The following is a 19,782-nucleotide window of genomic DNA, read 5'->3' as shown; positions in this document are numbered from 1 at the left end:
ATGAGTTGACCTGTTGATCACAGTTCGCTGCTTAGGGTTGTAGGCATCAGTTACCGGAGACGTAAGATGCCTTCCCCGATCAAGTTGGAATTCTCAGAAAAGTACGACGATCAACACGCGCAGCAATATTTGCTCAAGCATCAGGACAATCTGGCTCGCCGGTTGTCCCACAAGCGCGATGAGCAACTGGCGCGCGGTGCGCTGGCCATGGCCGGTGAGCCGGGCCTGGTGTTGGACCTGCCATGTGGTGCCGGGCGCTTTTGGCCATTGCTGGCCGAGAAACCCAATCGCGTGATCGTCGGGGCCGACAATTCGGCGTCGATGTTGAAGGTCGCCACGGTGGCCCAACCGGCGGACATCGTGAAACGGGTACGCCCTTTGCAGACCTCCGCCTTTGATATCGATTTGCCAGATAACTCAGTCGACAGTATTTTTTGCATGCGCCTGATGCACCACATCGGTGACCCGGCACACAGGATGACAATACTGCGGGAGTTTCAGCGGGTTACCCGTGACAGCGTGATTATCTCGCTGTGGGTGGATGGCAATTTCAAGGCCTGGAAGCGCAAGCGCGCCGAAGTGCGACGTCGCAAGAAAGGTGAGCAGGAAGGTTACCAAAACCGGTTTGTGTTACCGGCTGCTACTGTCGAGGCAGAATTCGAGCAGGCCGGTTTCCGAGTTCAGGAATCCCTGGACTTCATGCCGCTCTACGCCATGTGGCGAGTCTATGTATTGCGTAAGAGGTAACAGGATGGCAGTTGAGTGCGTAGTCGGCAGTCATATAGCTCCCGAAGAACGATTTGATTTTTTCTGGCGCCAGCAGGGTGAGTGGGTGGAAGAGCCCAATCGCCGGCGTGGCGGTGAAAGTGGTGTACAGCGGGTGATCAGTCCGAATGGGCGATTGCTCTATTGCAAGCGTCAGACGGGCCATATCTACCGCAGTTGGTTGCATCCGTTTGGACGTCCGACCGTGTTGCGTGAACGTGATGCCCTCAAGGGCTTGCGCTTGCTGGATGTCAGGGTGCCGGAATTGGTGTTCTGCGAGGCGCGACGCGATCCGGAGCATCAATGGAAGGCCTTGCTGGTCACCGCTTCGCTGGACGGTTTCGATGAGATCGAAAACTGGTACGCCGCCGGCGGCCGTGAGCAGTACGGCGAGGCGGTTCACGAGCGTTTGCTTGAGGAACTGGCCGGCACCCTGGCGCGCATGCACAAAGGCCGTTGGCAGCATGGTTGCCTGTATATCAAGCACATCTTCGTACGGGTCACCGGCGAAGGCGATGCGGTGAATGTTGAAGTGGCGCTGCTGGACTTTGAAAAATGTCGCCAGCGCTTGACCGCTTATCGGGCCGCCTCCCATGACATGCTGCAATTGCGTCGCCATTCGTCGTGGAACGCTACCGACTGGAAAAAACTCAGCTATTTTTATGAGACGGCGTTTGGCAGCGCTATCAAGGGTTTAACCAGATGAAGCTAGAAATAGCACGAGGTTTGTTCCTGGTCGGGGCGTTAGGGGTTGCAGCCCTGGCCCTGGCTGCATGGGAACAGCCTCGCACACAGGTACTCAGTGCGACGCAGGGCGGTGGGCAATGCCTGCTGCCACGTGTGGCCAAAGTCAGTGTGGCGGCCAAACCCGATCATGATTTGCTGTTATTCATGTTCGGGATGTCTCAAGCGATGAGGCCGCAGAGTTGAAACCATTTAAGCCCCCGGAAAAGGCCTCGCAATGCGAGGCCTTTTTTTGTGGCTATCGAGTCAGCGCCCTGGCTGTGTTGTCCGCTCTGGTCAGCGCCGTATACACCGTGGGCAGGACGAACAGGGTAAACAGGGTGCCGATCGACATGCCGGTGGCGATCACCATACCGATATCGAACCGACTGACCGCGCCCGCGCCGCTGGAGAAAATCAGCGGGACCACACCCATTACCGTGGCCAGCGTGGTCATCAGAATCGGCCGCAGACGGATCGCAGCAGCGTGTTCGACCGCGTCGCGCGCGGACAGGCCTTTTTCCTTGCGCAGTTGATTGGCGAACTCGACGATCAGGATACCGTGCTTGCTGATCAGGCCGATCAGCGTCACCAGCCCGATTTGCGTATAGATATTCAGGGTGGACCACCCCAGGAACAGTGCGATCAATGCTCCGCATATCGACAGCGGTACCGTCACCAATATCACCAAGGCATCGCGCAGGCTTTCAAACTGTGCCACGAGGACCAGGCCGATGAACGCCAGCGCCAGGCCGAATGTGCCCCATAACGCATTGCCCTCCTGCACAAACTGACGTGTAGCGTTGCGGTAATCAAAGGTGTAGTCCGCTGGCGCCTCTTCCTGGGCGATGGTTTGCAGGGTGTGCAATGCGTTGCTCATACCGACAATGGGGAAGGCCGAGACCGTGACAGAATTGAGTTGCTGAAACTGATTCAACCGTTGTGGTCGAACCTGAGGGCTGCTGACGGTGATCAAGGTCGACAAGGGCAGCAGTTGGCCCTTCGCATTTTTTACAGCGTACTGGCTCAGCCACTCGGGGTTGTCTCGGTAGTTGCGCTCGACTTGGGCAATGACTTTGTAGAGATGGCCGTCAATACTGAATCGATTGATTTGCGCCTCAGCCAGCAGGGTACTCAGGGTCAGGTCCAGGTCCTCCATGGACACGCCCATCTGGGCGGCCTTGGTCCGGTCAATCTCGATCATGACTTCAGGGCGGTCGAACGCCAGGTCGATATCCACATAGGCAAATTTCCCCGAATCGATCGCGCGCTGTTTGATGCGCTCGGCCACGTCCATCATCGAACCGTGGTCATGCTGGGAACTGATGACAAAGCCAAAGGGCAACCCTTCACCGGCACCCGGCAAGGAAGGCAGGTTGAACGCGAAGACTTGCAGGCCGGGGTTGCTGTCGAGTTTTTCGCGTAGGGGTGCAAGGACTTGCATCTGCGTGCGCTTGCGTTCCTCCCAAGGCTTGAGCAGGAAGCCGCCGACGCCTGAGTGCACGCCGTCGAGCCCATTGATCTGGAACGATGCCTGGTATTCGGGCAAGGTTTCAAACGCTTCGATAAAGTCCTGGGTGTAGCGGTTCAGATAGGCCAGGTTGCTCGCCTGAGGCGCACTGGACAGGATGAAAATCAAGCCTTTGTCCTCATCGGGCGCCAATTCCGAAAGTGTGACGGTGAGCATGGCAGGTATCAGGCAGAGCACGAGCGAGGCGAAAACCAATACCACCGACCGCGCTTGCATGATCTTGCGCAGGCGCCGCTGATAGCGTGTTTTCAACGCATTGAAGAAGCGGTCCAGCGTCGACGGCAGGCCCTGTGGCTGTTTTTCATGCCGTAGCAAAATGGCACACATCATCGGTGACAGCGTCAACGCCACAATCCCGGATATCACCACGGCGCCGGCCAGGGTCAGGGCAAACTCCTTGAACAGCGCCCCGGTCAGGCCTTGCATGAAACCGATGGGGGCATAAACGGCGGCCAGCGTGATGGTCATCGACACCACCGGAACGCATACCTCCCTTGCCCCTTTTATCGCGGCCTCAAACGGCGATTTACCTTGTTCGATGTGGCGGTGAATGTTTTCCATCATCACGATGGCGTCATCGACCACCAGACCGATAGCCAGGACCATGGCCAGCAGTGTCAGCACATTGATGGAATAGCCCATCAGTTGCATGAGAAACAAGGTGCCGATCAGCGACAGCGGAATGGTGATGGCGGGAATGATCACCGAACGCATGGAACCCAGGAACAAAAACACCACCAACACCACGATCAGTACGGCTTCCACCAGGCTGGACAGTACCTGGTCAATCGAGGCATTGATGTACAGGGTCGAATCGTAAGCGATGTCCGAGTGCAGGCCGGGAGGTATCTGCGCCTGCAACTGGGGCATCAGTTCGCGCACGCGCTTGCCCAGTTCCAGCGGGTTGGCATCGGGCGTGGCTTGAATGCTGATGTACACCGCCGGGATGCCGTTGAAGGTGCTGAAACTGTCGTAGTTTTGCGCACCCAGCTCCACGCGTGCCACGTCTCCCAGGCGTACCTGGTTGTCGCCGTCGGTCTTCACCGGGATCGCACTGAACCCCTCGGCCGATTGCAGTTCGGTGTTGGTCGTCGCGCTGGTGACGACATATTCGCCGGTAAGGTCCCCCGCGACAGGCTGCACGTTGTAGCGTCTGATTGCCTGGGTGATGTCGCTGGCGCTCAAACCGAACCCCGCGAGTTTTATCGGGTCGAGCCACAGGCGCATGGCAAGGCTCTGACTGCCGATGATCTGCGCTTGCGCCATGCCCGGCAGTGTCACCAGCCGAGGCTGGACCACCCGCTGCAGGTAGTCGGTGATCTGGGCATTGTTCAGGGTCTTGCTGGAAAAACTCAGGTACATCAGCGCGGTGCTGTCCACTGCAACTTTGTTAAGTACCGGGTCTTCAATCCCGGTGGGCAACTGGTTTCTGACCTCATTGGACTTGGCCAGCAGTTCTGTGAACAAGCGGTCGCTGTCGGCGCCGACTCGACTGTAGATAGAAATGAACGAAATATTCTGACGACTGGAAGACGTCATGTAGTCGATGCCTTGAGCGCTGGCCAGGCTCTGTTGCAGGGGTTGTGTGATGTAACTCTGGATGGTTTGCGCACTCAGGCCCGGCGCGACCGTAGTGACCGTGATGAGCGCGTTGTCCATCTGCGGAAACTGACGCAGTTGCAGTTTGTCGTAGGCCTGGCCTCCGAGCAGCACAATCAACAGACTGACTACCACGGCCAGTACCGGGCGCCGAATAAACAGGTCGGTGAAGGTCATTGGGCGACCTCCCGATGGGGCGTTGGCAGCGGCTCATCCGGCTGGCTTCGGTCGATACTGATGCGCACGGGGGTGCCGTGTTTCAATTTGAGCTGGCCGGCGGTGACCACCTGTTCGCCCTTGTTCAGACCCTTTGTCACCACAACCAGGCCATCGCGACGCTCGCCCGTTTCGATCAAGCGCTGCTCGGCTATCAGTTGCGGTGTGTCGTCGGCATCGGGCGCCTGTGGCTCGCTGTCGTTGTCGGCGGCTATCACGTAGACGTACTGACCATAAGGGCTGAACGTGATCGCACTTTCCTGAACCACGGTTTGGGCCGACGGTTCCTCCAGCAGTACGCGTAAATTGGCGAACATTCCGGGTAGCAGATCGTCGTGCGGGTTGGGCAGCGTGGCGCGCACCAACACATTTCGCGTGCTGTTGTCGACGATGGGGTTGATGGCACTTACCTTGGCAAGGCTGAAGAGGCCGGAGCGTGCCGAGACTTCCACCTGAACCGACTGCCCGATCCTGATCAGTTGAACGGCTTGCTCGGGCACGTAAAAGTCCACATAGAGGTGCCGGGTATCCTGCAGGCTGGCGATAACCTGGGTACTTTGCAGGTAATCACCCACATTGACCTGGCGGATGCCGATGGTGCCGCTGAAGGGAGCAACGATCTGTTTCTTTTCCAGTGCTGCGCTGCGCTGCGCAACGTCGGCAGTGCTACGGTTGAGTTCAGCCTCGAGCCGATCGAATTCGCCTCTGGAAATGGCGCTGATCCCCACCAGTTGCTGGCCGCGCTCAAAGTTCTGGCGGGCCAGGCGCTGATCGGCCTTTGCCATGTCCAGCGCTGCCTGCTCGGTCTGATGCTCCAGCTGCAGCAGGGGCTGGCCCGCCTCGACCGCTTGCCCTGAGTCAAAGTGCAACTGTGTGACGATGCCGGGCACCTCCGTGCTCAGGTCGATACCTTGCAGTGCCTTGAGTGTGCCCGCTGCCGGCATCCGCCGCTGCCAGGGCATTTCGAAGGCATTGGCCACTGCGACGGTGACCGGCGGCCTAGGTCCATGTAAAAGCTGCAACTGCTGGTAAATCCAGTAGGTCTTGTAGCCGGCAAGCATCAGAACGACTGACCCAACGATGCTGAGCATGATAATCATCCGGCGGCCCGGCATTGTCATAAGGGGGTCCTTGTAAGGCGTTGTGCAGGGTTGAATGCAGCGCGAGCACGCAGGCGCAGACGGCGCCGCATTGAGCACCGCAGTTTTGATGAGAGTGGGGAGGGGGATAAGTCGAAACTTCGCAAGTTGTTGCGGGAACACTGTTCTCCGGATTAGAGACGGTTCCATTAACTGCGTAGGAGATGTGCCTTGCGTTATCGTGGCGGGTGCGAGGCTCCTGGCATCGGCTCAGGAGCGCTGAGCGTTTACGTCATGATATGCAGGTGGTTGTCCCACAGGCCTGCGGGCAAAGTCAGTGGCGTGGCGACCGGTAGCTTCAGACGGCAATCGTAGAAGCGGCAACGCCCCTGGCCCGAGGTCACCACAAAGCCGTCCGCCACCGCGCCGACCCCGGCGCAATCGGGCAGCGCAGCTTCCAGGCGCAACTCGCCGCTGTCCATGTCCCAGATGAAAAACCGGTTACCGCGCGGTGCCGTCAGTGCCACCAGCCGCAGCTCGCTGTGTACCGCGACGCTGGCGGTGTAGTGCCCCATCGCCTGCAACTGCTCGTCGGCCACCGGGAACGCCGTGAAGGGCTGCCCCGGTCGCTTGATTGCGAGCAACTCGGAACGCTCCTGGGACGGCCCCATGAACTGCTGGCCGGTGAGGATGGTGCCGTCGCCGGCAATGCCCATGTGGCGCACGCTGTTCATCTGCTGGCCCAGGGTTTCCTTGCTGATCAGCGTGCCGTCGCGCTGCATCAGCACCAGGCTCGGCTCCATGGCGTTGAGGTTCATCTCCACGCGGCTTTCGGCTTCGGTGCGGATGCCGCCGTTGGCCACCACCAGGGTTTCGCCATCGGGCATCCATGACACCTGGTGCGGGCCGATGCCGTGGGTGGAGATCTCGCCACTGTGCACCAGCCGCTCGCCTTCGAACCTGTACACACCCAACAGGCCGCGGCCGGGGTCGGATGTGTCGTTCTCGGTGGCGTACAACCAGTCGCCGCTCTTGTGGATCACCGCGTGACCATAGAAGTGACGATTGGCTTTTGAGGTGATGGTTTGCAGCAGCGCGCCGTCACGCAAATCGATCAGGTAACTCTCGGTGCCCGGCCGGCGGGCGACGAACAATGCAATCGGCAGCGCAGGATGGTTGATGATGTCGTGGCAGCGCTGGCCGACCTGGGTGGCGAACGCCTGCTGGCCGTCCAGCCGATAACCGACGGCGTAGTGCCTGCCGTCTGCATCGTCGCGCGCCGACAGCAGCAGCGGGCTCTTGTCCTTGTGCTTGAACAGCGTCCAGCCGCCCAAGGTGAGTGCGCTGAGCAGCATGCTGCCAATCGCCAAAGCCTGTCGCCTGAGCATCATCAGTCACCGTCGTTGGCGTTGAAGCCCAGCTGGATGCCCAGCGCCTTGGCCAGTTCGCCTTCGTGCAGGCGATGGACCACGTTGAGGCTGTCGTAGATGTCGTTGAGTTGCTGGCGTCCGGCGTCGTCGTTCAACAGTTCGTTGAGGGTGCGCTGGTTGCTGGCGAACAGTTTGAGTGACGCGGCATAGGCGGCGTCGATCTTGTCGGCCAGGGCTTTCTGGTCCGCCGGCAGCAGGCCGCGCAGGCCCTTGTTGTCAACGCCCACCCAGACGGTCTGGGCGGCCGCGAGGCTGGCTTCAAGGCTTTGCAGGGACGACTGGCTGCGCCAGGCATCGGCCTGGAACGGTTGCGGGATGCCCTTGGTCTGGCGGCCCATCGGCGTGCCGAGTTTTTTCTTCAGGGTATCCAGGGCGGTCACTTGCACGCGCAGCAGGTCAGCGATGGCTTCGTGGGAGTCGGCATAGCGCTGGTTGGGGAACTTGGTCATCTGCGCGAGCATGCCGTCGGTGCTGTTCCAACTGGCCAGGATCTCTTCGGCCAGGGCCTTCTGGCGTTCGCCGATGGCCATCAGCAGCGGGCAATAGCGGGCTTTCTGCGCCGGGTCGGCGACGTCGGGCTTGGCGTCGTAGAGGATATATTCGTAGGCCGACAGGCCTTGTACCACCACGCTGGATTTGGCGAGGGCGGCCGCATCGATCTGCGGCTGGGCGCTGACCAGTTGCTCGACCTGGCGACCCACCAGGTTCTTCTTGTCCGGCCAGAACTGGATCTGCCAGGCGCGGTTGCCCTCGGCCAGCGGGCCGATCAGCAGCGGTTGCAACTCGGCCCAGGCTTTTTGCGCATGGAGGAAGTCGGCGCGGGCGGTGTCCAGGCTCTCTTTATCCTGGCAATAGGCGAGGGCGCTGACGGCCAACTGACGGTCGGCTTCGACCCAGCGGCTGTAGGTCGGCAGGATGACTTGCTTGGCGATGGCCGCCGAGGTCACCGCTTGCGGATCCTGGGGCGAGCAGGCGCCGAGGGCAAGGGCGGCCAGGCTGGTGAACAACAACTTGGGACGGAACATGTCGAGCTCCCTTCTGTAATTGGGGCAAAGCTTATAGAGAATTCAGGAACGCCAGCAACGCGGCACGCTGCTCGGCGTTGAACGACAACACATGCTGCTGCGCCGCTTGCGCCTCGCCGCCGTGCCAGAGCACGGCTTCAAGCAGGTTGCGGGCGCGGCCGTCATGCAGAAACTGGGTGTGACCACTCACGGTTTGCGTCAGGCCGATGCCCCACAATGGCGGCGTACGCCAGTCGCGGCCACCGGCCTTGAATTCGGTGCGGTTGTCGGCGAGGCCCTCGCCCATGTCGTGCAGCAGCAAGTCGCTGTAGGGGCGGATCTCCTGATTGGCCAGTTCGGGTTCGGCGGCATTGGCGGCCGTGGTGAACGTCGGCTTGTGACAGCCCTGGCAACCGGCCTGGTAGAACAGGTTTTTGCCGGCCAGCACCTGCGGCGCGTTGACATCGCGGCGCACCGGCACGGCAAGGTTACGCGTATAGAACAGCACCAGGCGCAGGATATTGTCGCTGACTTCCGGCTCGCCCTCGGGGCCGTTGCCGTTGGGGGCCTGTTTGCAGGCTGCCTGGGCATCGGTGCAGTCATCGAAAGGTCTCAATGAAGTGGTGAGGCCCATATCACCCGAAAACGCGTGAACATTTTGTTGATTGAGCGTGGGTTGCCCGGCTTTCCACCCAAATCGCCCTAAAACGGTTTTCTGCCTGGCGTCATCCCAGACCTGATTCGCCCGGCCGACGATGGCTTCAGGATCGGCGGTTTTCGGGTCGGCATTGCGCAGGATATCGGCGTCGCTGATGGCTTCAAGCAACCCCAGGCCGATCATCGGTGGCGCGACGCGCGCCGAAAACCGCGTATCGGGGTGCATCGGGCCATAGCCGAGCTGGGTGATCTGCAACTCGGGCTTGCGCAGCTCGACCACCGTGCCGTCCTTGAAACTGACGTTGACCGGCGTGTAATCGACCCGCACCTTGCCCTCCGGCGCCACGCCCGGCACGGCCATGTCCTGAAGCTGGCCGCCGTAGACCGGTTCGGGCACCACGCCGATTTGCTCGATGAGCCTGGCATAGGCAGGCGCATCCGGAATGGACAGCCGCACCAACATCGAAACCGCATTGGGCGCATCGACCAGCGGTGGGTGGCCTCGGCCGTCCTTGATATGACAGTTCTGGCAGGCATTGGTATTGAACAGCGGGCCCAGGCCATCACGCGCCGTGGTGGTGGAGGGCGCGATCACCCAGGGGCTGCGAAAGAAACTGTTGCCGACGCTGAAATCCAGGCGGCGGGTAGGCGCCAGGTTGGCCGAGGGCAGGGAAAACGCGTTCTGGTCACGCTTGTTCACCGTCGTGGCGCCACCGGACCGCGACTCACCAGGCTCGGCCTTGGTGAAGCGGGGAGCGTCGTCGCAAGCGGTCAGGCTTAAAGCCATCAACGTTGCCGACAGGCAAAAAAGCGCACGGAACATCGAAATTCCTGGAAGCGGTTGGAAAATAGGGTCGCAAAGTCTAACAGGGCGGGGCAGTTTGAATAAGAGCAATTATCGTTTGCTGGCATCCCGATGCATTCCGCTAGAATGACCGCACATTTTTTTCTGGAGGTGGCCAATGCAGGCTCTCGACGCTTTGCTCAACCGTGTTTCCGTGCCGCGCTTGCTGGAACCGGCACCGACCCAGGCGCAGCGCGACGTGCTGTTCGCCGCCGCCATGCGCGCGCCCGACCACGGCCAACTGCGCCCGTGGCGTTTCCTCACCGTGGAAGGCCCGGCCCGTGAGCGCATGGGCACGCTGCTGGCCGAAGCGGCGCGTTTGCAGGATGCCGACGCCCCGCAAGCCGCCATCGACAAGGCCCAGAACGGTCCGTTGCGGGCGCCGCTGGTGGTGGTAGTGATTGCCCGCCTGCAGGAGCATTTCAAGGTGCCCAAATCCGAACAGTTACTGGCAGCCGCCTGCGCGGCCCACGGCATTCTGCTGGCGGCGTATGCGCAAGGGATTGGCGCGGTGTGGCGCACCGGTGAGTTGTCCTACTCGGCGCATGTGGCCAAAGGGCTGGGGCTGACTGCGGATGAAGAAGTCATCGGCTTCCTGTATCTGGGCACGCCGCAGAACCCGCCGCGTACGGCGCCGAAGGAAGATGTTGCAGCGTTCGTCCAGGCCTGGACCGGTCTTTAAGCGGTGCGCGGTCAAAATGTGGGAGGGGGCTTGCCCCCGATGGCGGAGTGTCAGTCACCTTATCTATGGCTGACACACTGCTATCGGGGGCAAGCCCCCTCCCACATTGGACCTGCCCTGTTTCTTACACCCTGAACTGATCCATCAACTTCATCTGCTGGCTGGCCAGGGCATTGAGCTGGCTGCTGATGGCCGCCGACTCGGTGGCCTGGCCGGTAAGGGTTTCGGTCACGGTGCGGATCGCCGAGACGTTGCGATTGACCTCTTCGGCCACCGCGCTCTGCTCTTCGGCGGCGCTGGCGATCTGCAGGTTCATGTCGCTGATCACCGTCACAGCATCGCTGATCTTGCCCAAGGCCTTCACCGCTTCGTGGATCTGCCCGGCATTGCTTTGCGCCTGTTGCTGGCTGGAGTGCATGGTCGCCACCACGCCACGGGTGCCGCTCTGGATCCGTTCGATCACCTGGCGAATTTCCTCTACCGAATCCTGGGTGCGTTTGGCCAGGTTGCGCACCTCATCGGCCACCACCGCAAAACCGCGTCCGCTTTCCCCGGCACGTGCCGCTTCGATCGCCGCGTTCAAGGCCAGCAGGTTGGTCTGTTCGGCAATGCTGCGGATTACTTCCAGGACTGAACCGATCTGTTCGCTATTGACGGCCAATTCCTCGACTTCGCCGACGGCCTTGCTGACTTCCTCGGCAAGCGAGGTGATATCGCGGGTGCTTTGTTCGATGATCGACATGCCCTCGCGCGCCGACTGATCCGCCCCGCGTGCCGCACTGGCAGCATTGGAGGCGCTGTTGGCGACGTCATGGGCGGTGGCGCTCATTTCATTGGACGCGGTGGCCACCTGGTCGATCTCGCGAAACTGCACCTGCATGCCTTCGCTGGTCTGGCGCGCAATGGCCGAGGACTGGTCGGCCGTGCCGCGCGCTTCGGTGATGCTTTGCTTGATCTGCGCGATGGTCGGTTGCAGCTTGTCGAGGAAGCGGTTGAACCAGTTCACCAGCTCGCCCAGTTCGTCTTTTTTGCTGTAGGCCAGGCGCTGGGTGAGGTCGCCGTCGCCGCTGGCGATGTCCTTGAGCATGGCGGCCACGCTGTTGATCGGACGGGTCACGCCGGTGGCGGTCAGCCAGATCAGCAGCAGGCCCAGCAGGGCAGCGGCGGCGGCGACCAGCAAGGCCTTGAGGGTGCCGGTGGCCTGGGCGTCGTCAAGCACAGCCTGCAGCTTCACGTTATCGGCCAGCATCACCGCTTTGGGCAGCTTGATCAGCACGCCCCAGGATTTGGCGTCGGCGATCGGCTTGACCGGGTATACGACACGAATGGTCTCGTCCTGCTCGCGGATCATCGGACGATCATCGGCGAGCAACTGCACGATCTCTTTGCCTTCGGCGCCAAGGGTGTCGATCAGGTTCTTGCCCACTTTGCCCGGCTCACCGCTGTAGGCGGCGATCAGCCCGGTGCTGGACAGCACCTCCACGTGTGCGGCGCCGTCGAATACGGTTTTCTGCGCCGCATCGGTGACGGCTTGCAGGGCATTGAGGGCGATATCCACACCAACGACGCCGATCACCTTGCCATCCACGATCAACGGCAGGGAGATAGTGGTCATCAGCACGGGTTTGCCGGCCACGGTGTCTTCGTACGGGTCCAGCAGGCAGGTGGTGCGCGTGTCGCGCGGGCAGGTGTACCAAATGTTGTAGGGCGTACCGCTGAGGTTGAGGGTGGTCTTGGTCAGGTCCTCCTCGACCATGACCGTGTTCAGGCCCTCGCCGCCGGCCCGGCTCCAGTAGCTGGAGAAACGGCCTTTTTCGTTGGAAACGCGGGCTTTGTCGTCAATGAATTGGCTGTCCTTGCCATCCAGTGCGTTGGGTTCGAACGACAGCCAGATGCCGAGCACCTTGGTGTTGCGGTCGAAAGCGGTTTTGACGCTCTGGTTGAGTTCTTCGCGCAGGGCACCGGCTTCCAGGGAACGCTTGGTCCCGAGGGTGCGCAGGTCTTTGATCTGGTCGGCGAGGGCGGTGACCGCCTGCAGGTTCTCGTTGAAGGTTTTCTGCAACTGCACTGCCTGTTCGGCCGCCTTGGCTTGCAGCAACTGTTCCACGCCGGCAGTCAGCATGCGTGAGCTTGAATCACTCACCAGTTGATCGTTCTGGTTGGTGTTGTAGATATTGATGCCGACCACCAGTGCGATGACCCCGAGCAGGCAGAGGCCGGACAGCAGTACGATTTTCAGGCGGATAGAGAGGGTGTCGAACATAGGTTCACTCACGAATGGACTTGTTGAGATGCACGCAAAAGTGCCAAATCCATTCGGCGTCATGCCTGAAACATCGGCGTAACAAATCAATTCATGAGCGATAGACGATGAGCGGTAGGGACGCGCCTGTACGCAGCGTTATACGGGCGGCGCAAGCTGCTCGGGGCGAGACCAGATCCACAGATTGCCCAGGCTCATACCGGCGATGGCCAGGTAGATCGGCCAGCCGTGATCGAGCATCACCAGCATCAGCACGGCGCACAGCACCATGCTGACGGTGGCGCTGACTTTGGCCCGGCGCGCGATGATCTTGCCATTGCGCCAGTTGAACAGGATCGGCCCGAACAGGCGGTGGTTTTCCAACCAGGCGCTCAGGCGCGGTGAGCTTTTGGTCGCGGCCCAGGCGGCCAGCAGGATGAATTCGGTGGTGGGCAAACCCGGTATGACAATCGCCACCAGGCCGATCCCCAGGCTGACGTAGGCCAGCAGGCCATAGAGGATCTGCGCGATTCTGGAGGTGGATTGGGTTTTGCCGGTCATAGATAGGGTTATCACAGAAAAACAATGTGCAATGCGTTCCAACTGTGGGAGGGGGCTTGCCCCCGATAGCGGTGTATCAGTCAATAAATGCTTTGCTGACACACCGCATCGGGGGCAAGCCCCCTCCCACAGTTGATTGCATTTCAATCAGTAGGTCAGGCCAGTTCAGGGGCCGTAGCGTACGCCTGTTCCAGCAATACGGTGAAGCGCACAAACGCATCGATTGCACCTTTCTCTACGGCGGCTTCTTCGTCTGCGCTGAACTGCAGGCCGTCGAGGATGCGGGTGAAGCGTTTCCAGCCTTCGGCGCGACCGCCCGTCGGTTCGCCCAGGTGACGGGCACCGAAGGTTTCGCTCAGCCCCAGGCCCACCGCCCGTTTGATCAGGAACGCGGCGCCCAGCTTGGAACCTTCGGAGACGAACAGCCAACCCAGGGCCTCGGCCTTGCCTGGGGTGTTCACCGCACCGGCGACCGGCGCGGGTACGTCGGTGTCAAGGTCGCCCAGATCAAGCCTGGCCGCTTCTGCGCGGCAGCGTTCGGCCAGGTCCGGGATGATCCGGTTCAGTTCGGCATTGTTGTACAGCGCGACCAACTCCGATTGGAACAGGTACTGCGCCACCACGAAGCGGGCAAAGTTGGCCTGGGTCTCAAACGGGGCGTGCGCCTTGACCAGTGCGTCGAGCCTGGTGTGCGGCTCATGGGTGATCTGGTTCAGGCGCTGGGAGCGCAGGCTTGCACGTTCAGAGGTGGGAGAAGCGGTCATGAAAAAGTCCTTGAGAAGGGTAGCGTCTTGTGGCTCTAAAGAGAGCGGTTATCAACTAGACGAACAGGAAGACGCGGCACAGTAAAAAATCCTCACCTCGCCGCACCATCATTGCGGCAAGGTGCGGCGGCTCTCGTCAGATGTCCCAGATCAGGTTGATCGCAAAGTTGCGACCCGGCTGGGTCAGCCGATCAAGGTTGGCCGGGCCGGTCACTGCGGCTTCGCCGACGCTGTCGTAGCTGCGTACGTCATCCCAGTTCCAGTACTTTTTGTCGGTGAGGTTGTAGAGACCGCCGTTGATGGTTACGTCGTTGGTCACCTTGTAGTAGGCGGTCAGGTCGAGAACGCCGAAGCCCGGCGTCTTGAACGGGCCGCTGGTGTCGCCGTCCGGGGCGTGGAAGGTGCTGCTGTCGACGCGGTTCTGTTTCTTGACCAGGGTCCAGCTCACCAGGCCACCGTAGTTGTCCTGGTCGTAGCCCAGGCCGAATACGCCCTTGAGCGGGTTGACGCTATTGAGCGGCTCGCCATTGTCGTTGTTGCGGCCATGGGCATAGGAGATCGCGCCTTGGGTATAGAGGCCCTGCGGCGCGCCGAATGCATCCAGGTTCAGACGGCCCTTGGCTTCGGCGCCCTTGATGGTGGCGCGTTTGATATTCACCGCCTGGAATTGCTCGACGGTACCGCCGACCACCGCGTTGTCTTCGTCGATGAAATCGCGGTATTTGTTATAGAACACGGCGATTTCGAACGAGCCTGCGTCGAACTTGCCGCGCAGCCCGGTTTCGATGCCCTTGCTGGTTTCCGGCTTGAGATCGGGGTTGGGCTCCACGGTGTAGCCCAGGTTGAGGTTTTCGAAGCGGCCGTACAGCGCTTTGGCGGACGGCGTGCGGAAGCCTTCGGCGTATTGGCCGAACCAGGTGTACTGGTCGGTCAGGGCGTACGTCAGGCCGAACTTGGGCGTCACGCGGTGCCAGGTTTTGTCCTTGCCGTCGACCGCGTACTCGCCGGTGGGGTTCACGGTGCTGAGGAATTCCTCGGTCAGCTTGGGCTTGAGCCGGGTGTAGTCGTAGCGCACGGCGGGCAGGAAGGTCCAGTTGTCCCAGGTGATCTGGTCCTGGGCGAACAGCGAATAGGTGTTGATGGTCGGGTCGGGGAAGTCGCTGGATTTCTTCACACTGTCGCTGGCCGACGGGCTGGGCGCGCCGATGGCGGTGCAGCCGCTGCCGACCGCCAGGCAAGTGGCGGCGCCTTCACGCGAACCGGTGACTTTCTGCTGCTTGAGGGTAGTGCCGTAGGTCAGTTGGTGCTCGGTATCACCGAGGCTGAAAGCCTTGTCCAGCTGTGCATCGAAGACCCACTGCTTTTCTTCATACAGCGTGTCGCGGGTGCGCAATACACGGCGGCCGGACTGATAGATTTCGGCGGTGGTCTGGTCGGTCTTGGCAATCTGGTAATTGAGGCTGGTCTTGATACGGTCGGCGAGCGGCGACTCGAGGGCAAAGCTGTTTTCCAGGCCGAAACGCTCGCGGGTAATGGTGTCGTTGCCGCGACGGTCACGGTACAGATTGAAACCACGGCCACCGATGAACGGGCCGCCCACCGCATTCTTGAGGTTGACGTCGCGATCATCCTTGTACTTCTCGTAGGTCAGGCCCAGGCGGTTGTCGTCGCCATAATTCCAGCCCAACTTGGCCAGCACGTTGGTGGTGCGCGCATCTTCCGGGTTGGCGCCGGTGCGGGCGAGGCCGGTGGCGTTGTTGCCATCATAGGATTCGGTTTCGTGTCCGTTGCGCTGGCTCAGGTGCAGCAGTCCGTCGAAGTCCTGCACGCGGCCGGCGACGGTGGCGGAGGTCAGCCAGCTTTCGTCGGCGGAGCTGTAGCCGGTTTTCAGGCGTGCGCCGACGTCCTGGCCGGGTTTGATGATGTCATCCGGGTCGAGGGTGAAATAGCTCACTGCGCCGCCGATGGCACTGCTGCCGTACAGGGCCGAGGCCGGGCCGCGCAGGATTTCCACGCGCTTGACGATTTCCGGGTCGACGTAGTTGCGCCGGGTTTTGGCATAGGGGCCGTTGAAAAAGTTGTCCGGCACTTCCACGCCATCGACCTGGGTCAGAATGCGGTCGCCGTCGATCCCGCGAATGTTATAGCCCGCGTTGCCCGAACGGGTGCCGGCACCGCCAACGGACACGCCCGGCTCATAACGCACCAGTTCACGGCTGTTGTTGACGTTCTGACGGTCCAGTTCCTGGCGGTCGTGCACGCTGACCATGCTCGGTACGCTGTCGACAGCCTGCTCGGTACGGGTGGCGCTGATGGTCACTTGCTGCAGGTTGAGGGCGCTGCCGGCGGCACGTTTTTCCAGGACGATGTTGTTGTTGCCCAGCTTGCGGTAGCTCAGGTTGGTCCCCACCAACAGTCGCTCCAGCGCCTTCTCCGGCGACAACGCACCCCGTACGCCCGGGGACGACACACCCTGGCCCAGCTCGGCCGGCAGGCCGACTTGCCAACCGGTCACGCCGGTAAACGCGTTCAGCGCCGCCACCAGCGGCTGCTGTTCGATGCTGAAGTTGTAGTTGCCGTGGCTGCGCGACGCAGGTTCGGCGGCAGTGGCGGCCATTGCCGGCACGCCGGCCATCAGCATGGCGGCGGTCAACAAGGACAGGACGGGCGAACAAGACCGGCGGTTGAAACGAGAGGACATCGAGAGCGCTCCGGAAATACGAATCTTATAGTTGCGAACCGAAACCAAATAGGAATCAGTTGCATTGGCTATAACGAGACGTATCGCCGGTTAATATCGAGTAAAAATATTTCTCATCTAGTTCAAAATCACCAGTGCAGGGTATTCCGACAGCTTGGCCGAGGTGATGTGGGCCAGGGAGCGCACCACGTCCAACGGCTGGTCGAGGCGATAGTTGCCGGTGACGGCGACGCTGGCGAGCTTGTCGTTGGTATTGACGATCCAGCCCGGATAATAGCGGCGCAACTCCGCCAGGACTTCGCTCATCGGGCAGTTTTCGAATACCAGCCGGCCCTGAACCCAGGCCAGGTCCTTGCCGGCGTCCAGCTTGGCCGGCTGGCCGAAGCCCTTGGGGCCGATGCGGATACTTTCGCCGGCACTCAGGCGCACCCGTGCGTCGTTGAAGGTATTGCTCAGGTCGACATCACCGCGTTGCACCTGCACCTGGGCTTCGCCGTCGAGATAGCGCACGGCAAACGCCGTGTCGCGCACGCTGGCGCGCACCGGGCCGGCGTCGATTTCCAGCGGCAGGCCACGCGCGGGGGCAATGTCGAAAAATGCTTCGCCCTGGTAGAGGCGGGCGATGCGCTGGTGGTCCTTGATGCGGCTGGAAAACGCCGAATTGGTGTTCAGCAGTACGTTGGAACCCTCGTCCAGTTGCAAGCGCTGGCGCTCACCGACCACAGTGAGGTGGTCTGCCTGCAGGCGTACCGGCAGATTGCTGAAGCTGAACAGGCCAAGCAGCAGCACGGCAGCGGTGGCCAGGGGTTTCCAATGTGGTTTGACCCGGCGCCAGGCGCTTGGTCTGCGCGGCGCGGCCAATGCCACGGCGGCGCTGTGCACCGGCGCGCCACCCCAGGCGGACTGGGCCTTGCTGAACGCGTGTGCATGCGCCGGGTCCTGCGCCAGCCAGGCCTGGAAAGCGGCTTGCTGGCCGGGTTGCGGGCACTGCAAGGCGATCAGCCAATCGAGCGCTTGGTCCATGGCCGTGTCTTGCAGCACCTCATGAGCCAACTCATGGGGGCGCAGTTTATTCGGGTCCGTCACGGTGTTCCTCGGGTCTTCGCCACGTTTTATTCATTATTTCCTACAGCCTGGATCGATACCTCTGTCGGATGGAGCTTAAGGCTGATCCAACCGTTCGGCCACACCTACACAGATGGCCATGATCAATTTCAGTTCCTTTTGCACGGTGCTCAGGGACACGTGCAACTGATCGGCAATTTCCTGGTAGCTGCAGCCGTGCAGGCGGCTGAGGATGAAGATCCGTTGCTGGCGGGCGCTCAATTGGCCGAGGCTGACGCTCAGGTGTTCAAGCAATTGCTCGGCCTGGGTGGCGTCTTCGGGCGTGCTGATGGGGGCGGCGACGCTTTGCAGGATATCCAGCGGGACATCTTCCTGCAGGGTACGGGCCTGGATCCTGCGCGAACGCAAATGGTCCAGCGCCAGGTTGCGCGCGGTCTGGTAGACGAAGGGTTCAAGGTGGTCGATTGGCCGCTCACTCAGGGCCCGAGTCACGCGCAGGTAGGTTTCCTGCAACAGGTCCTCGGCGGTGCTGTGGTTATGCACCATGCGCTGCAGCGTGCGCAGCAGGATCACCCGTTGGGCGAGAAAGACGTGGTTGAAGCGGGATTGGCTCACAGTGATACCAGACTGACATGCAGTTAATGATAATGCTTATCATCAACTCAAATGGCAAGTGGCACTTTGCTAAGCGTTAATCCTGTAGGAGCGAGCTTGCTCGCGAAGGTCGTCAACGATAACGCTGGCAGCCTGAATGAACGCGGTGTTTATGCGTTCTTCGCGAGCAAGCTCGCTCCTACAGTCCGAGCATTACTCGGCGTTACACAGCGCCAGGCAGTTATCCAGCATCCGGTTGGAGAAGCCCCACTCGTTGTCATACCAGGCCAGTACCTTGAGCAGCTTGCCGCTGACCTTGGTGTGGTTGGCATCGAAGATCGACGACAGCGGGTTATGGTTGAAGTCACTGGAAACCAGCGGCAGGGTGTTGTAGCCGAGGATCTTTGAGTGCTGGCTGGCATGCTTCAACAGCGCGTTGACTTCATCGGCCGTGGCTTCTTTTTTCAGCTGTACGGTGAGGTCCACCAGCGACACGTTGATCACCGGCACGCGCACGGCCATGCCGGTCAGCTTGCCGGCCAGTTCCGGCAATACCAGGCCGACGGCTTCGGCGGCGCCGGTTTTGCTCGGGATCATGTTCTGGGTGGCCGAACGCGCGCGGTACGGGTCGGTGTGGTAGACGTCGGTCAGGTTCTGGTCGTTGGTGTAGGCGTGAATCGTGGTCATCAGGCCGCTTTCGATGCCCAGTTCGCGGTGCAGCACCTGGGCGACCGGCGCCAGGCAGTTGGTGGTGCATGAAGCGTTGGAGATGATCTGGTGCGATTGACGCAGAATGTCATGGTTCACGCCGTAGACCACGGTCGCGTCCGCGCCCTTGGCCGGGGCGGAGATGATTACCTTGCGCGCGCCGGCGCTGATATGGGCGGCAGCCTTGTCACGTTCGGTGAACAGACCGGTGCATTCGAACACCACGTCGATCTGGTGCGCGGCCCACGGCAGGTCGGCCGGGTTGCGAATGGCACTCACGGCAATCCGGTCGCCATTGACGGTCAGGCTTTCCTGATCGTGGGCGACCTCTGCGTCGAATGTGCCATGCACGGTGTCGTATTTGAGCAGGTGGGCATTGATCGAACTGTCGCCCAGGTCGTTGATGGCGACGATCTGCAGATCCTGGCGGTAGCCTTGGGTATACAGTGCGCGCAGGACATTACGGCCGATACGGCCAAAACCATTGATTGCGATACGTAGAGTCATTGGAAGGTGCCTATCGTCGATTTGTTGTAAGAATTACAAGATTATTCGCATAAAAATAGAAAACAAGCCTTTTTAGTGGCAATATTTTGTTCAATCTACAACGAGTGACC

General features: G+C 61.0%; 16 protein-coding genes. 4 read left to right on the top strand and 12 right to left on the bottom strand.

Annotated features, from left to right (window positions below):
* The first annotated feature begins 66 nt into the window (after positions 1-66).
* From MRY17_RS20685 to MRY17_RS20675, 3 genes are read left to right on the top strand one after another with little or no spacing between them, the layout of a single operon-like run.
* A complete protein-coding gene (locus MRY17_RS20685; RefSeq protein ID WP_181284830.1) occupies positions 67-747 on the top strand; it encodes a class I SAM-dependent methyltransferase in 681 nt (226 codons plus the stop codon).
* Positions 748-751: 4 nt separating this feature from the next.
* The gene (locus MRY17_RS20680; protein ID WP_181284831.1) at positions 752-1,471 is read left to right on the top strand and encodes a lipopolysaccharide kinase InaA family protein; all 720 of its coding nucleotides are present in this window, start codon (positions 752-754) and stop codon (positions 1,469-1,471) included.
* Positions 1,468-1,695 carry a hypothetical protein gene (locus MRY17_RS20675; protein WP_124424850.1) on the top strand — a complete coding sequence of 76 codons (228 nt, stop codon included), beginning with the start codon at positions 1,468-1,470 and terminating at the stop codon, positions 1,693-1,695. The genes MRY17_RS20680 and MRY17_RS20675 overlap by 4 nt, the downstream gene beginning before the upstream one ends.
* A 52-nt stretch (positions 1,696-1,747) precedes the next feature.
* Here MRY17_RS20675 and MRY17_RS20670 read toward each other — a convergent pair whose 3' ends face one another.
* The 5 genes from MRY17_RS20670 to MRY17_RS20650 all read right to left on the bottom strand — a co-directional run bounded on the left by MRY17_RS20670 (position 1,748) and on the right by MRY17_RS20650 (position 9,827).
* The gene (locus MRY17_RS20670) at positions 1,748-4,795 is read right to left on the bottom strand and encodes a multidrug efflux RND transporter permease subunit (RefSeq protein WP_243352775.1); all 3,048 of its coding nucleotides are present in this window, start codon (positions 4,793-4,795) and stop codon (positions 1,748-1,750) included.
* On the bottom strand, positions 4,792-5,949 hold the full coding sequence (locus MRY17_RS20665) for an efflux RND transporter periplasmic adaptor subunit (protein WP_243353958.1): 1,158 nt from the start codon (positions 5,947-5,949) through the stop codon (positions 4,792-4,794). The genes MRY17_RS20670 and MRY17_RS20665 overlap by 4 nt, the downstream gene beginning before the upstream one ends.
* A gap of 251 nt (positions 5,950-6,200) precedes the next feature.
* Positions 6,201-7,301: a DUF1513 domain-containing protein gene (locus tag MRY17_RS20660; RefSeq protein ID WP_181284853.1), complete on the bottom strand. Its 1,101-nt coding sequence runs from the start codon at positions 7,299-7,301 to the stop codon at positions 6,201-6,203.
* 2 nt (positions 7,302-7,303) lie between these two features.
* A complete protein-coding gene (locus MRY17_RS20655) occupies positions 7,304-8,368 on the bottom strand; it encodes an imelysin family protein (protein WP_057723890.1) in 1,065 nt (354 codons plus the stop codon).
* A 31-nt stretch (positions 8,369-8,399) separates the two neighbouring features.
* Positions 8,400-9,827, bottom strand: coding sequence for a di-heme oxidoredictase family protein (locus tag MRY17_RS20650; RefSeq protein WP_243352774.1), 1,428 nt, complete (start codon positions 9,825-9,827; stop codon positions 8,400-8,402).
* 139 nt (positions 9,828-9,966) lie between these two features.
* On the opposite strand from MRY17_RS20650, the gene MRY17_RS20645 reads away from it, so the two are divergent.
* Entirely contained in the window at positions 9,967-10,530 is a 564-nt protein-coding gene (locus tag MRY17_RS20645; RefSeq protein ID WP_181284834.1) for an NAD(P)H nitroreductase, read from the top strand.
* 124 nt (positions 10,531-10,654) lie between these two features.
* Here MRY17_RS20645 and MRY17_RS20640 read toward each other — a convergent pair whose 3' ends face one another.
* The 7 genes from MRY17_RS20640 to gap all read right to left on the bottom strand — a co-directional run bounded on the left by MRY17_RS20640 (position 10,655) and on the right by gap (position 19,672).
* Positions 10,655-12,793 carry a methyl-accepting chemotaxis protein gene (locus MRY17_RS20640; RefSeq protein WP_181284854.1) on the bottom strand — a complete coding sequence of 713 codons (2,139 nt, stop codon included), beginning with the start codon at positions 12,791-12,793 and terminating at the stop codon, positions 10,655-10,657.
* Positions 12,794-12,931: 138 nt separating this feature from the next.
* Positions 12,932-13,333, bottom strand: a complete 402-nt coding sequence (locus MRY17_RS20635; RefSeq protein ID WP_181284835.1) for a YbaN family protein — start codon at positions 13,331-13,333, stop codon at positions 12,932-12,934.
* Between the two features lie 155 nt (positions 13,334-13,488).
* On the bottom strand, positions 13,489-14,097 hold the full coding sequence (locus MRY17_RS20630; protein WP_243352773.1) for a biliverdin-producing heme oxygenase: 609 nt from the start codon (positions 14,095-14,097) through the stop codon (positions 13,489-13,491).
* A gap of 136 nt (positions 14,098-14,233) precedes the next feature.
* Positions 14,234-16,798, bottom strand: a complete 2,565-nt coding sequence (locus MRY17_RS20625; RefSeq protein WP_243352772.1) for a TonB-dependent receptor — start codon at positions 16,796-16,798, stop codon at positions 14,234-14,236.
* Between the two features lie 117 nt (positions 16,799-16,915).
* Positions 16,916-17,884 (bottom strand): FecR family protein, encoded by a 969-nt coding sequence (locus MRY17_RS20620; protein WP_181284838.1) that lies wholly within the window; start codon positions 17,882-17,884, stop codon positions 16,916-16,918.
* Between the two features lie 75 nt (positions 17,885-17,959).
* A complete protein-coding gene (locus MRY17_RS20615) occupies positions 17,960-18,478 on the bottom strand; it encodes an RNA polymerase sigma factor (RefSeq protein ID WP_124427436.1) in 519 nt (172 codons plus the stop codon).
* A 192-nt stretch (positions 18,479-18,670) separates the two neighbouring features.
* Complete coding sequence (gap, locus tag MRY17_RS20610; protein ID WP_181284840.1) at positions 18,671-19,672, bottom strand: type I glyceraldehyde-3-phosphate dehydrogenase; 1,002 nt, start codon at positions 19,670-19,672, stop codon at positions 18,671-18,673.
* Positions 19,673-19,782 lie beyond the last annotated feature (110 nt).

The organism is Pseudomonas orientalis, assembly GCF_022807995.1.
In the GTDB taxonomy this organism is placed as follows: Bacteria; Pseudomonadota; Gammaproteobacteria; order Pseudomonadales; family Pseudomonadaceae; genus Aquipseudomonas; species Aquipseudomonas orientalis_B.
Note: the sequence above shows the minus strand (reverse complement) of the source record. Positions and strands in the feature narration are given on the sequence as shown.

What these genes read in the sequence shown, in the direction of transcription:
- MRY17_RS20685 (WP_181284830.1), top strand. Translation starts at nt 67, where the DNA reads ATGCCTTCCCCGATCAAGTTGGAATTCTCAGAAAAGTACGACGATCAA.
- MRY17_RS20680 (WP_181284831.1), top strand. Translation starts at nt 752, where the DNA reads ATGGCAGTTGAGTGCGTAGTCGGCAGTCATATAGCTCCCGAAGAACGA.
- MRY17_RS20675 (WP_124424850.1), top strand. Translation starts at nt 1,468, where the DNA reads ATGAAGCTAGAAATAGCACGAGGTTTGTTCCTGGTCGGGGCGTTAGGG.
- MRY17_RS20670 (WP_243352775.1), bottom strand. Translation starts at nt 4,795, where the DNA reads ATGACCTTCACCGACCTGTTTATTCGGCGCCCGGTACTGGCCGTGGTA.
- MRY17_RS20665 (WP_243353958.1), bottom strand. Translation starts at nt 5,949, where the DNA reads ATGCCGGGCCGCCGGATGATTATCATGCTCAGCATCGTTGGGTCAGTC.
- MRY17_RS20660 (WP_181284853.1), bottom strand. Translation starts at nt 7,301, where the DNA reads ATGCTCAGGCGACAGGCTTTGGCGATTGGCAGCATGCTGCTCAGCGCA.
- MRY17_RS20655 (WP_057723890.1), bottom strand. Translation starts at nt 8,368, where the DNA reads ATGTTCCGTCCCAAGTTGTTGTTCACCAGCCTGGCCGCCCTTGCCCTC.
- MRY17_RS20650 (WP_243352774.1), bottom strand. Translation starts at nt 9,827, where the DNA reads ATGTTCCGTGCGCTTTTTTGCCTGTCGGCAACGTTGATGGCTTTAAGC.
- MRY17_RS20645 (WP_181284834.1), top strand. Translation starts at nt 9,967, where the DNA reads ATGCAGGCTCTCGACGCTTTGCTCAACCGTGTTTCCGTGCCGCGCTTG.
- MRY17_RS20640 (WP_181284854.1), bottom strand. Translation starts at nt 12,793, where the DNA reads ATGTTCGACACCCTCTCTATCCGCCTGAAAATCGTACTGCTGTCCGGC.
- MRY17_RS20635 (WP_181284835.1), bottom strand. Translation starts at nt 13,333, where the DNA reads ATGACCGGCAAAACCCAATCCACCTCCAGAATCGCGCAGATCCTCTAT.
- MRY17_RS20630 (WP_243352773.1), bottom strand. Translation starts at nt 14,097, where the DNA reads ATGACCGCTTCTCCCACCTCTGAACGTGCAAGCCTGCGCTCCCAGCGC.
- MRY17_RS20625 (WP_243352772.1), bottom strand. Translation starts at nt 16,798, where the DNA reads ATGTCCTCTCGTTTCAACCGCCGGTCTTGTTCGCCCGTCCTGTCCTTG.
- gap (WP_181284840.1), bottom strand. Translation starts at nt 19,672, where the DNA reads ATGACTCTACGTATCGCAATCAATGGTTTTGGCCGTATCGGCCGTAAT.